General features: G+C 48.4%; 7 protein-coding genes, 6 pseudogenes and 1 other annotated feature. Of the genes and pseudogenes, 6 read left to right on the top strand and 7 right to left on the bottom strand.

Annotated features, from left to right (window positions below; all coding sequences use genetic code 11):
• Nucleotides 1–128, top strand: a pseudogene (locus PJL69_RS20035) (transposase domain-containing protein); the annotation flags it as partial.
• A gap of 280 nt (nucleotides 129–408) precedes the next feature.
• Here PJL69_RS20035 and PJL69_RS20435 read toward each other — a convergent pair.
• The 5 genes and pseudogenes from PJL69_RS20435 to PJL69_RS20015 all read right to left on the bottom strand — a co-directional run bounded on the left by PJL69_RS20435 (nucleotide 409) and on the right by PJL69_RS20015 (nucleotide 8134).
• Nucleotides 409–1407, bottom strand: coding sequence for an EpsG family protein (locus PJL69_RS20435; protein ID WP_441347519.1), 999 nt, complete (start codon nucleotides 1405–1407; stop codon nucleotides 409–411).
• Between the two features lie 125 nt (nucleotides 1408–1532).
• Nucleotides 1533–3233, bottom strand: a complete 1701-nt coding sequence (locus PJL69_RS20030) for a polysaccharide biosynthesis/export family protein (RefSeq protein WP_271311272.1) — start codon at nucleotides 3231–3233, stop codon at nucleotides 1533–1535.
• Nucleotides 3234–3246: 13 nt separating this feature from the next.
• The gene (locus PJL69_RS20025; RefSeq protein ID WP_271311271.1) at nucleotides 3247–5127 is read right to left on the bottom strand and encodes a GumC family protein; all 1881 of its coding nucleotides are present in this window, start codon (nucleotides 5125–5127) and stop codon (nucleotides 3247–3249) included.
• Nucleotides 5128–5324: 197 nt separating this feature from the next.
• Nucleotides 5325–6510: pseudogene (locus PJL69_RS20020) on the bottom strand (IS3 family transposase).
• Between the two features lie 466 nt (nucleotides 6511–6976).
• A complete protein-coding gene (locus tag PJL69_RS20015; RefSeq protein ID WP_271311270.1) occupies nucleotides 6977–8134 on the bottom strand; it encodes a glycosyltransferase family 4 protein in 1158 nt (385 codons plus the stop codon).
• Between the two features lie 587 nt (nucleotides 8135–8721).
• On the opposite strand from PJL69_RS20015, the pseudogene PJL69_RS20010 reads away from it, so the two are divergent.
• Nucleotides 8722–8861: pseudogene (locus tag PJL69_RS20010) on the top strand (IS3 family transposase); the annotation flags it as partial.
• Nucleotides 8862–8908: 47 nt separating this feature from the next.
• Here PJL69_RS20010 and PJL69_RS20005 read toward each other — a convergent pair.
• Nucleotides 8909–9202, bottom strand: a pseudogene (locus PJL69_RS20005) (integrase core domain-containing protein); the annotation flags it as partial.
• Nucleotides 9203–9338: 136 nt separating this feature from the next.
• Here PJL69_RS20005 and PJL69_RS20000 point away from each other — a divergent pair.
• A pseudogene (locus PJL69_RS20000) lies at nucleotides 9339–10630 on the top strand (IS110 family transposase).
• Between the two features lie 201 nt (nucleotides 10631–10831).
• On the opposite strand, the pseudogene PJL69_RS19995 reads toward PJL69_RS20000, so the two are convergent.
• Nucleotides 10832–11664, bottom strand: a pseudogene (locus PJL69_RS19995) (IS3 family transposase); the annotation flags it as partial.
• Between the two features lie 34 nt (nucleotides 11665–11698).
• Nucleotides 11699–11817: a sequence feature (AL1L pseudoknot), on the top strand.
• A 25-nt stretch (nucleotides 11818–11842) separates the two neighbouring features.
• Here PJL69_RS19995 and PJL69_RS19990 point away from each other — a divergent pair.
• From PJL69_RS19990 to PJL69_RS19980, 3 genes are all read left to right on the top strand, one after another.
• A complete protein-coding gene (locus tag PJL69_RS19990; RefSeq protein ID WP_271311269.1) occupies nucleotides 11843–12031 on the top strand; it encodes a hypothetical protein in 189 nt (62 codons plus the stop codon).
• 260 nt (nucleotides 12032–12291) lie between these two features.
• Nucleotides 12292–12498 carry a hypothetical protein gene (locus PJL69_RS19985; protein WP_271311268.1) on the top strand — a complete coding sequence of 69 codons (207 nt, stop codon included), beginning with the start codon at nucleotides 12292–12294 and terminating at the stop codon, nucleotides 12496–12498.
• A gap of 270 nt (nucleotides 12499–12768) precedes the next feature.
• Nucleotides 12769–13110, top strand: coding sequence for a DUF2853 family protein (locus PJL69_RS19980; RefSeq protein WP_271311267.1), 342 nt, complete (start codon nucleotides 12769–12771; stop codon nucleotides 13108–13110).
• Nucleotides 13111–13438: the final 328 nt, after the last annotated feature.

Genomic DNA, 13438 nt, shown 5'->3' with positions numbered 1-13438 from the left:
AATTTGAACCTGCAGGCTTACCTTATTGACGTTCTCAGCCGCATCCACGACCAAAAATCAACAAACTCGACGAGTTGCTGCCGTGGAACTGGGCTCCGGTAGCGGCCAGAAATTGCAAGGTGGTTTAAAGCGGGCGTTTACCGATCAATGTACTTTGATTTCTTCATCAGAATCCCTCTTCCATCTTCGAGAAAATTCTACTTCCGCACCCCCTTAATTTTCAAGGCAAACACCGTGAGAGTTGGGACCAAAAGGCTCAAAATGCGCCATCTGGGTATCAATAAGCCTGAAAACCTCAATCATTTTACACCGCTCGTATTTCGACCCACGTGTCCACATGGAGAAATAAAACGGAACCTACTCCTAGTTATATACAGCACTTCTAAATTGATTTTCTGAAAAACGACCTCAATATACGCCCTTAAATTGAATTTCCAAAATTGTTTCATACGGCCAAAAAAGATCAAAATAGTTCGAACTAAAGTACTGAAATACCCTTACAGGAAATACAAACATCGCAAACCCCAAAAGGATAACCTTTCGGTTTGCGAGATTGTAAGCACTCACGATATACAGTTCGAAAATTAAAAAGACACCGTATAACCGCGCGACAGACCCGAGATCTACAACACCAATTATACAATACAGTACACCTCCGAAAATTGGTACAAAAGCATGGATACTACGATTTCTATCTGGGCATCTCGACATTTCTCTAGAAATCAACACACAAAGCACAAGATAAAGAATACGGTGAACGTAAACGGGATCAGATAAACCTTGAAGGTTCACATTAAAAGAAAAAATCTGGTTGGCCAGTTTGTACTGAAAAGATTCCTGTGTCACAAAGAAATATGTGACTACAATAAGGCACAAAAAAATAAGTAACTTCATTACTAAGGAAGTACCGAACGCTTCGTTCTTTCTAGGCCAGCTCAACAAAACCCCAATAAGAACCGCCTTGTGCCAGAGCATACCAAACGAAAAAAAGATCCAAGAGATCCATCGTCTTCCAAAGTATTCACGCGCGAACAAACCTAGAAACAAAAAAGATAACGCCGCGTTATAGCGCACGGAGTACAAATCAAATTGAAATGTAGTCCCATACCATACTAAAGCGAATTTCCAATATGGAAGCCTAGAAATTACGAACAGCTTGATACCGGTACATAACACCGATAAAATTATAATATACCCTGAAAATCCAATGCCGAAATAGTCGACCACCTTCATCGCGATGATAAAGCCAGGTTCAAACAGTTCGTTTATTACACCAATCTGTTTGATATTCTCGTAGACATCTAGGTATGCATCCCAATCAGTACCGGTTCGCCATCTTATCGCAGCCAGAAACATAGCCGAATACATAACGTAGATCGTGAGTATATTTTCTCTTGAGAACTTCATACTAGACGATGCCTATCGATAATCGACAAATGTGCGGCCCACTCGAGATATAGCTACATAAAATCGGTTTCGCCTCAAGATTGAATGATTTTGAAGCGAAACCGAAATGCTGACCAGAAATTTTCTCAGAGTGCATCAGAGAGGTTTCTAGATCTATTGCTAATTCCCAAAATGACGTCGATCATGTCATTAAATTTGTTCACTGGGTTTGTTCTTACAAATACAACATCTCCTGGTCGTAACTCCATATATTCGGCTAGTGTCACGTTCTCAACATCACTCAAGTCGAAATGATAAGCTGTAAAATTCGTGCCGCTGGATCGCCTTAGCAAATAAATCTGCGTGAAATCTGCTGTTATACGCTGAAACAACTCACCATCAAACAAAGCATCCGACAGCGAGGAGCGAGTAGACCTGTCAATGACAAAGGGAGTAGGATTACCTACTTGCCCAATGAGAAAAGCTGTTGCTTTCTCGTAAGCTAGGGGCTCTACAATTATGCTGTCATCGGGAAAAAGCCAAATTTTCTTTCCCGGTGACGAAACAAGCAGCTCTTTGGCTGAGAAACGGAACTCTGTGCCTTGGCGCACGAGTCTTACTAGTGAATCTTCAATTTCAGAAGTGTTGACATCTGCAGCAACCAAGACATTTCTAAGATCCAACCCTCGCTGGTCCAGATTGAGAATTTCGTGCCGGTCTTCAGCGACATTTATAAAACTCACATTGTGCGCATTAAACTCTTCGATTGAAACACGGAAATCTGGAACACTGGACAACTTTCGAATAACAATTCGATCACCATCGAGCGCGCGGTATTTTGCCCTCTTCGAACTGCTCAATATAGTGCTAGCCAACATGGAGTAGCGACGTCCAGCCCTTGTAAGTTCGACAAGATAGTCCGTTTTTTCTGATATTGCTAAGCCGGTCTGGGACAAAATCTTATCATATGTGTTTATTTTAATCGAAATTGGGACTGAGCGGACACTGATGTCACCCGCAATAACCACTGTTTGCGATCCAAACTCTGTAATCGAAAGTTGGACCTGATCTGTTGCTGCCCGCGCCTGCAGCGCAGCGTCCCCAATCCTCTGTTGGGCTTGGGCTAAAGTCAGGCCACCGACTTCAACATTCCCAATCTGCAGGAAATTTACGAGCCCACTTTCATCCACAATAGAGTTGGTAACAACAACCGAAGATGAACTTTCGCCGTCTAGAGATGTATCAACCAATATGAATTGTAGCGATAACACATCGGCTGATGCAATTCTGTATGGTGCTTTTTCGATTACTGGGAATTCAGTTGTTTCAACTGTCGTGGCGAGATCAGCGGATCGGGCACCAAATCCTGTTGAGATTGCGACCTGCGCTTCTTCAAGTGTTCTATTTTTAAGATATATTTTTCCCGCATCTACAAGCTCAACATACCCGCCATCACCAACAGTCAGCCTCGAGACAGATAGTTGTTCTTGCGCCAGACCATTGGGGTCAATGATCGTATTTAGACGCCCAATCTCGATAACATCACCGGCACCAATGCGATATTTGGGTTTTTCCGTAGCTCGTGGAGAGCGCGCACCTATGGCTGAACTCGGGCTGACACGTTTTACCGGAGCAGAATCTTCACCACCTAACACTACTCGAGTCACAAACTCACTTCGATTTGCTTCTTTAATGTTTGCGGGTGAAACTGGTAGTGCCTTCACAGTATAGTCTAGCTGCACTGCGCTACTGTCTCTTTCTTCTACAGTTAGCTCCGGCCGACGCAGTACCTCATTGCAGCTTGAAATAATGTTAAGCAGCACACAAGCAATAATAGTATTTCGCATATCAGTAGACGTCCTATTTCACCAACAAGGTGCATTGCGAGGACTCTAACCCGTTCAAGAAGTCGTCAACTTGCCTAAGCTCCGATTTCTTTAGCTTTCCAGCTTTTACTAGGACACACGTTAAGTCTAAGTTCGCAGCGAGTTCTATTGAGCTTATCCTCAAATCTTGGATGTTAGGGTTAAACAAAATCACAAACTCATTTGATTCATAAAGCTCTTCGAGCTGTTCACGCAGCCCGCTTTCGATGTCAGCTGCCTCCAAATTCGAGCAATTTCGCCACGATATGTTAGAAGATCCATCAAGGCCCTCAGGGAAAACAGATCCAGTGGTATCTAAGATACAAACTTTCTTTTCCAGAAAAACTGAGCACTTTTTTGCCAGAGAATGCACAAAGCCAATATCTTCCCGACTATGGTGAGCTGAAAGAAAAAACATACTCTTGGGATTTCCAACCAGCATAGTCCTTAATTCTTCTAACGAGAAGCACTGCAGGTCCTGTGTGGAGCTGCCACCGAAGGAAGGAATTTGCAGCCACCAAGACTTTTTCTCCGGGATAACAAGTACTGCGTTCTCTGCCGCCGAACTATCTAATATCGCACTAGCACTGAATAGAATATCAGATCGTAGTGCGCGAAAGATAGCGATTCCTATGCCCAAAAAACCGCCAAAAACGAAGGAGATAACCAACACAACAAGTTTTTTCGGTGCTACGGGTACAGATGGAACGACAGCGGGATCAATTACACGCGCACTCGAAGTTTCAAAGCCAGAGCTGAGCGCCTCAGCCTCAAATTGCCTAATCATAGCATCATAAACCGCTTCTTGTACCTTTGCGTCACGTGTGAGCTCTTCTAGCCTTCGAGCTGCACGCCCCCTTTCTGCGGCTACAGATAAAATATTTGAAATCTGCCGTTCAACTTCTCGCTTGTTGGCCAATATACGTATTTTTACTTCATCTAAATATGCCCTATCGGGAAGCTCCCATGTGCCTTCATCAACGTCCCAACCGAAGTATCTTCTGAATTCCAGTTCGGTAACTGATGGGAACCTCTCAATAAATGCAGGTGCATCAAATTCACTTGTAACTGCACGCTCAAGCGTTTGTACGACAGACAGATAGGCGTTCTGACGCCTCACATTATCGCGTAGCTGAGAGAGTTGATTAGAAGCGCGGGCAAGATCTTGCTCAGAATTTAAATTTTCCGTCAGAGCGAATTCGCTCAATGCCAAGTTTGCGGCGTCCAATTTCTCTTGAACGCCCGACAGCTGATCTCTGAAATATTCCAACCTTTCAAGAGATAGCTCACGCCCGCGTTCATGAATATCTAAAATCGAATGCGAGACCAAGGTGTTTACGACTTCAGCTGCCCTATCGGGATCTGGGTGCAATAATACTAACTCAATTACTCCATTTTTCTTTAGGGATATTGTTAAACTGTCGCTAAGAGTATTGAGGACTTCAGAAACCAATTCATCGTGATTTCTGGATTTACTCTGAGCGCCTCTTATCAAGGACCTGATACTATAAGCATCTCTATTGTCCGCATAAACACCATTGAAATATTCATCGCTTTCAAATCCGGCTTCTGCAAAAACATTCTCGACATAAGGTCTAGATAGTATTCTATCTTCAAGCCTGTTGGCTTCTCGATCACCATTTTGAGCAGCCAAACCAACCAAACTGGCAAGACCGCCAAGCGCTTGGTTTGACTGTCCAGCTTCAAGAAGCTCAAATCGAGATCGCGCTTCATACATTGTCGGTGCAAGTAGCACCACGTACAGTAAAGCAGCAGTCACGCACACGAACTGCGTGACTACAACGCTAGTCTTATGCGTCCATATGGCGCCAATCAGCTCTACCAAATTGATATCGTTATCCGCTCTACGCGACATACAAATCCCCTATTCTCGACGGAGTTTTGCCCTAAGCGCTTTGAGATAGCAACAGCGCCAGATCTATCTTTTCATCGTCGTTGAACATAATGCTCTGAGCATCTAAGAAACAGTCAATGGAACATAGATCAATGCCTCAGGTTGACTGAATACCTGGTGTGGACGTGTCCTGTTTTTGTCCCGCCCCAAGTGTTCGTTTAGGCTACTCTCCGTTCGAAGGTGACCTGGGTTTTCCAGCACAATGCTGAGTGCGGTCGGCGCGGATTTTAGAGGCCATTGATGCACTGGAAGATCGCTGCTTCGGCCTGCCGTCTGGTTTGCCATGAACACTGCCAGATCAGTTCTGCCTTTATGGTTTTGAAGAAAGTTTCAACGGCAGATTTGTCATAACAGCTTCCCTTACCACTCATAGAGACCTGTAAGCCATGCAGGCGCAACAACTTTTGGTAGTCGTGTGAGCAGTATTGCGATCCACGATCCGCATTATGGATGCAGCCCTTGGGCGGCTGCCGCAGCGCAACAGCCATTTTCAAAGCCCGGATCGCAAGATCACGATTCATTCGGTTCGACACGACCCAACCGATCACGCGACGTGACTGCAAATCGAGAATGACCGCCAGATAGAACCATCCTTCGCGCGTTCAGACATAACTGATGTCGCCTGCCCATTTCTGGTTCGGTTGATCTGCATGGAAGTCCCGGTTCAAAAGGTTGGGTGCGATATTGAAAGCTTGGTTGCTGTCGGTCGTCACCTTATACTTCTTAGACGGTTCGACGCGTATACCATTCTGACGCATCAATCGGCTAACGCGGGGATGCCTGATTGGAAAGCCATGCTCTTATTCAGTCATCCGTGGACGGCCATAGCTGCCGAGGCTGAGACGGGACTGTTCCTTGATATCGCCAAGACCTCCATATCGGTTCGCTGTCTTTGGCTGGCTGGGCGACAGCGATAGGCGCGCAGGCCACGTGAACTGACATGCAGAACCAGGCAAAGGCGGTTGGTCGGGAATTCGTGGCCATACTCTTCGATGAGTCGGAACCTTATGGGTTCAGGCATTCTCTCAGACCAATGGCGTTCATGCCTTCACTGGCTCGCGAAGACGGCTGTGGCCTTCGAACGCTTGGCGTTCGCGTTCTCAGTTTAGGATGTTCCTCTCCTCCTTCAGGATGCGATTTTCACGTCGAAGTCGTTCGTTCTCTCGGCCAAGGGACGAGGTTTTTGTCAGACACCACCTCAGTGTCACGATATGCTGTAACCCGCTTGTTAAGTGTCGAAAGACCAGCGCCCAAGTCAGACGCCACCTTTTTGCGCGTCAGCCCGCTCTTGAGCGCGATCCGCACCCCATCAGCCCGGAATCCGTTCGTCCGTTTCAATTCCATAGGTCGTCTACTTTGCTGGAATAAATGCTATTAAAGGAGCGGACTCAAACCGCGACACGTCCGAGAAGCATTGGTCAAAATAAGCCGCAAAGTGACCTAAACGTGAACTTGGGGCGGCACAAAACAGGGTGAGTCCAGACTGTGGGTGATATCTTTTAGCGGCCCGCTCCAGTTATCGATCCTAAGCTCAGCTATCGGGAAAAAAAGTTGGTGCCCCACTGGATCGCATATGCTGCCAGATGTGTTACAAAAAACAAAATGGGTAGCTGCCGGTGGCGAAGTCATCCGCAGGGACACGAATATCTGAACTTATCAGCGCAGCGTAACCCTGTGCTTCAGTTAGCTTTCGAAACCGCACAATAACGCCTTTTTCGGAGCACTTAGCCCCAAGTTCTGAACGAAAGAAACGTTTAAACGCCTATCGGTTCTTCTCACATAAAAACTGAACGCTTTCTATGGGTATTCTTTACATTTCAGACACTTCGATAGGGCGAGCTTCTGGTTTAGCTATAAGTGGCTTTGTAAAATCTCTCGACCGAAATTTTCGCGACCTGAAAAAAATCACCGATAAAACATAACTACCAACAAAAAGAGCCCCGAAGAAAATCAAAAAAAACAAAGAAAGCGGGCCGTTTTGCCAAGATAGTGTGCCCGCGACAATCGGGGCCGCAACAAAAGGCAAAAGAACGAGTGTTCCAAGCGGGTTGTAAAAGTCCGACTTGATCCGTCTACCAAACATGAGCCGCAGAGCCCGCACTACCAGATGATGGAAGTGGAGTCGGTCCGGCTGGTCTGTATCTTTCTCCAAGAGACGTCGTCTCACGATCGCAAAGGCAGTGTCTGCGACTGGCCAAAAAAGTACCAAGAGAACTGCCAGCCCAGTGCCTTCGGGGTTACGGCTCAACAAAATCATGCCCAGCCAGGCGAGGATGTGTCCGATCGCGTAGGCCCCCGCATCACCAAGAAACAGGTAACCGCGTGGCCAGTTTAAAATAAAGAATCCAAGCAACGCTCCAGTAAGCACACCGGAAATAAACTGAACATCATGATCACCTGTAAACCCGGCAATGACAAAAAACGCAAGCGAAGCCATCATACTATAGCCAGACGCGAGCCCGTTCAAACCATCGATAAGATTAAGTGCATGACAAGCACCAGCTGACCAGAGCAAAGTCAGCAAGACGCCGAAAAGCGAAATACCAATAACACTATCTAGGTAAGGGAGGCCGGCCCGTGGAAGGACAATACCTGTCAACAGCATTGCAAGACCACCCGAGACAAATGCAGCGATCAAACGCACTTTGGGTGACATGTCTCGCTTGATATCCTCACGCAGCCCGACCATGAAAACTAAGCCGCTCGCAACCAATGCCAGAATCAAATCCGTTTGTAGCTGATGAAAATATATTATTGATGTTATCAGAAGCCCAAGTACAACTCCAACACCACCTATACGCGGCGTTGGTCGCTTGTGTTGTGCCTGCCGTGCGTTCAGATCATTGTTCATATGTTCTTCGCTGAGGAACAGATTCGGCGCCAACGCGAAAACGCTACAAAGAGCAAAGCTGACTCCAAACGTTAGCAGGAGTGGCAAAATATATTCTGCTTCAATCGAATAAACCATATGTATTCTCTGATAAATATTTCATACTTTTCAACGCGCTAAACTACAAAATTTACGACATACTTAACAATTAAATTTCCCAGTTACGCATTAAAAACATAGGTTTATATAGTAGTGCTTAGACACTGTGCATAGCTAGAATTACTCAACTACTTCATGTTACTGAAGCCAATATCGCAGCTCGTGCATCATTTCAAGTTAACCACTACAACAGTGTCACTTAGGTGATGCTAATGAGCGAACCAACGCCCAAAACACTGGCACTGAGTTACCCGTCAGTGTTTGGACAGGTTTCGGCGTAAGTTAAGCTCGGCTTAGGATTCATAGCAAGTAGATGCCAAGGGCTGTTAGCGCGATTGCTGAGATGAAGACCTTTGGACACCTTGAACCGCCGGTTGTTTGGCGGAGACCCAGAAGTAAGGATACTGAGTCATAGGACAGGCGAAGTGCGGAACATGTAATCCAAAGGAATTGCGTGCCAGAGTGGTGGGTATGGTTTCGGATCAAGAGGTCGAATACGCGAGTAGATCGGTGGTAATTCTGCAGATCTCTCGGAAGGTTGGGAGCAATAAAAAAGCCCGCGCATGTGTGTCAAGCAGCACGAGACGGATACCGGCAAGCGTGATGAATGACTATCGCTGAACGTGATCGCATCAAGGAACTTGAACGCGAGAACCGGCAGTTGCGTCAGGAAAATGAGATCCTCAAATCAGCATATGCATATTTTGCACAGGCGGAGCTGATCGGCCCCACCTAAGTGGTCCAGTTTGAATGTTAGTGCATGATTGGCCTTGTTTCCATTGGGACGATGGTTTCCGGGGCCGGTGGGCGATAGCCTAGAGCACTATGTGGTCGTTTGGTGTTGTAGTGTTTCCTCCATTCTTCGATCAGGATTTGAGCTTCTCGCAGGCTGTAGAAGATTTCGCCATTCAAGAACTCATCCCTGAACCGGGCGTTGAAGCTTTCGCAGTATCCGTTCTCCCAGGGTGAGCCGGGTTCGATGTAAGCCGTCTTTGCACCGACGGCTTTGATCCAATCCCGAACAGCCTGAGCTATGAACTCTGGGCCGTAACACATTCGGAATGATGCTGATGTAGGGCTATGATTGCCTGCGCAGCCCCCAAATAGCGCAGCGGGTGATCATAGCCGTGTCTCAGGTCCCTACAGTGGTTTTGCACAAACCACACCGCAAGGGAGACCGACTATGACCGATACCATTATTGCACAGGGCGAGCCTATTTTGGTGTCGATTGATATCGCAAAAAACCGCCATGAAGTTTTGATCGCTGTTCCGGATAAGAAGCGCCGCCGCCGTCTGACGGTGTTAAACCAGCTCGTCGACTTCAACAGATTGATTGCCACACTCACGGATTACGGCCGTCCTGTGCGCGTGGCGCTTGAAGCTACAGGCAATTACCATCGTGCGTTGGCCTACCGCCTTGGGGTCGCTGGCTTCGACGTGAAGTTGGTGTCTTCGGTTGCCCTGGCCCGCACCCGGGAAGCCTTGAACAACAGCTGGGACAAGAACGACCCGAAGGATGCGCAGGTCATTCTGCACATGATGCAGATCTGGAACGAACAGCTTTATCACGATCCGATGCTGTGCGGCACGAATGATCTTCAGGAATTGTCCAAGACGCACGACATTGTCTCGCGCTCGAAGACCGAGTTGTGGCACCGCATCCTGACCCACTATCTGCCTTTGTATTGGCCCGAGGCTGAACGCTTCCATCGCAGTTCACGCAGCGATTGGTACTTTGCCTTCCTCGAACGCTATCCTTCCCCACATTTTATCTCAGCCATGGATCAAGAGGCATTCATTGCCGACGCCTGGGAGGTTGTCGGCCGCAAAGTGTCAAAAGAACGTTTGCTTGCAGATATTTATCAGACCGCAAAATCCTCTGTGGGCTTGCCAATTACGCAGGACTCCGACGCTGCCAGAATGTTCCGTCTGGTCTTGGGTGAAGGACGCAGCCTGATTGCCCAACGCAACGAGATCGAGGACCGCGCCGTAGAATTACTCAAGACCAACGACGACTATCGGCTGCTGACATCTATTCCGGGGATCGGGCCAATCAATGCGCTGACTATCCTCGCCTAGGCTGGCGACCTGCGCCGCTTTCCGCATCACCGGCAGTTCTTGAAGTTCTGCGGTATGGATCTCGCAACCATCCAGTCCGGTACATTCCGCGGTCAGACAAAGCTGTCCAAATATGGAAACGCCCGACTGCGACGGACGCTCTGGATGGCCGGCCAGGTGGCCATCATGCAAAAGACCAACAGCTTCCGTGACAAGTTTGAGCGCTACATCGCCAAAGATCGGCGGAACACTCATTTGCGCCGTAAGGCGTACACCGTAATCGCCGCCAAAATGGCCCGCACTGTGCACGGGATCATCAAACGCGGCGAACCATATCGTCCCTTCTTTGAGGGATGATCGACGGCAGAAGGACCTTTCTCTGTAAGGGCCGTAGAGGCGAGCACTCGACCTCGTAGATAATGTTCAGGCCTCCTGCTCAACGACCAAAAGATCTCGTCTTAAGGACGGTGAGAGCCGCAAAAGCGTACTCTGTGTTTGTTATGGGAGAGACAAGTTGTTGACCAAAATGCCGAACTGACACACATTCAAACGTGCTGGAACGCTTCAGCATGATAATGACCTGATGCCAAATCAGCCAGTCAGTCCGCGCATAGGACGTTGTCTGATCTGATGTAGGCCGGAACACCGCGCAGGATGAACAAATCCGTCAAGGCGTCGATCACCTCGGCTGAATTCAGCTTCCGTTTCACTCGGACCGCTAAGCATTCCCGGCTGTGCTCATCAAGGATATTCAATGTTCTGAACGCCCTTCCATCATCCGTTCGATGATGAACGCAGTCGTACGACCAGACATGGTTGAGATACTCTGCACGCAGTCGAATACACGAGCCATCGTTGAGCCAGAGTCGTCCTTTCTTGGGCTGCTTCATCGGCACCTTGAGCCCCTCACGCCGCCACAGGCGTTCAACACGCTTGTCGTTCACCCGCCATCCCGCATCTCTCAGCAAAGCTGCGATGCGGCGATAACCGTATCGGCCATACTGGCGAGCCAGTTCGATCATGTCGGCAACCAAGCGATCTTCATCGGCGCGACCTTTTGGGGCTTTACGCTGTGTTGACAGGTGCTGATGCAACACTCTGCAAGCCCGACGCTCTGAGATGCGGAATTGGCTTCGCACATGCACAATGCAGGCACGGCGGTGCGAAGGGCTCAGTAGTTTCCCCGTGCGGCTTCTGACAATATCAGTTTGTCCAGCGTCAGGTCCGACACGACTCTTCGCAGCCGTTCATTCTCTTTCTGAAGTCGTTTTAGTTCCTTCAGTTGATCGGTTCCCATTCCGCCATATTGTTTACGCCAGCGGTAAAACGTCTGCTCGGTTATCTGCACTTGGCGAACGGTATCAACGCGTGCCATGCCTTGGCTGCAAAGCGCCTCAACCTGCCGTAACTTCGTGACAATCTCTTCCGGTTTCTGTCGCTTCATTCCCATCTTTGATCCTCCGTCGCTAACTATACGGGCGGACCACTTCAGTGGGGGAGGAGCAGAGCTCGACTGCCCAATCGGCAAATGATTACTTCTATCAATGACAACAGGGCGCTGCACGGGGGCGAGCCGATCTGCAGAGTTTTGCAGATTGCTCTGTCGACTTTCTGTGAATGGATTGCCATTGAGCGTGATCCTGATTGGGTACCGGATCGTGCCAAGCGGGATGCGTTTCTTCTCAAATGGTGAGGGATGTCTGGAAGAAGAACTGGTCAATTTATGGCGCACGCAAACTGTGGCACGCGATGAAGCACAAGAAGGTCGATATCCCGGCTGCACCGTGGAACGCTTGATGTACCAGCTTGGTATTTAAGCCAATAGGCGCGACAAGAAGGTTAAAACCACCCATGTTCAGCCCTGAGATTAGTGTCCCTTGGACAAAGTGAATAGACAATTCCGGACTTCAAAAATAAACGAATTTTGGATACCAGATTTCTTTTTTATGACCGCCTGGAGTGTCTTTGTCTTCGTGGCCTTTGTGACCGACACCTTTGCCAATTGGATCGTGGGTTAGCAGGCTTCGACTACACACGACACGAAGTTTGTCATAGACCCATTGGGGTAATGCCATTCATGCGCGAAGTGATCCATCACTCTGACCACGGCAGCCAGTATGTCTCGATCAAGTACACTGTGAAAATGGCGGATGCCGGGTTTGAGCCGTCCGTTGGCGATGTCGGCGACAGTTATAACAACGCACTGGCCGAAACGATCATCGGTCTGTTCAAAGACAAGGTAATCAATCTCCTAGGACCCTGGAGGTCAAGAGACCAAGTCTAGTGGGAAGCCCTGAAATGGATCGATTGGTTCAGCACTGAGCGCCTGCTTGAGCCACCCGCGTACATCACGCCAAGCGAAGCAGATGAAAATTACAAACATGCATTGAAGTCACATAAAATCGCAGCTTGAAATACGAACTCAGTAGCCTCCAGCAAAACCGGGGCAGTTCAGTTTTGCTGTTGGGGCCTTAAACGTTAGTTTAATGAGCGACCGTTCTGACTTAAGAACTGGTAAGTTTGGCCAATTTTAAGAAAAATGAGGGTGCGTGGCATGGGAAAACGCGAAGACTTGATTGCCAAATATGCGGATGATCTGAAGCAGAAATGCGGAATGACACCGGATATGGATTTGCTGACAAAGGTGACCATCGGGTGTGGCCCCGCGATCTACAATGCAGACGGCGCAACCGTAGCGAGCACACAGCCCGAAGAGGTTGCGCTTGTCAAAAACAACTTTCTTATCAAGAAATTGGGTCTTTCTGACGGGCCGGAGCTGCAGGAAGCGATCGATGCGGTTTTTGAGACCTATGGCGTGTCTGAGCGCAACAAATACCGCGCCGTTGTCTACTACATGCTGACCAAGCATTTCGGCAAAGAGGCACAGTATCTCTAGGCGCATTGCTGAGGGGGCACAGATCCCGATTGCGGGCTCTGTGCCAAAAGGGTTTCAAAATCCCAAACGGATCTCCTCGGATTGTCGCTACTTGATATTTGAAACATTCATTCGGTTTGGGCTATGCCTTGTATGTCGGGCTAGGAAGGCCGGACCCTAAGATATAACAGACGCGTGTGGTGGTATGGGAGCACGCGGGGGGCATAGGGGGTCTGGTCGAGTGGAAGCAGGCCCCCTATGTTTTATTTTCTGCAGTCTGATACCAGCGACAAAGGTATGGCCGCATTGGCTGTGATTTGTTGGACTTTGCCGCACAAATGAGATGCCT

It is taken from the genome of Shimia sp. MMG029, assembly GCF_027947445.1.
Taxonomy (GTDB): Bacteria; Pseudomonadota; Alphaproteobacteria; order Rhodobacterales; family Rhodobacteraceae; genus Shimia.
This window is presented reverse-complemented; position numbering and strand designations above follow the sequence as displayed.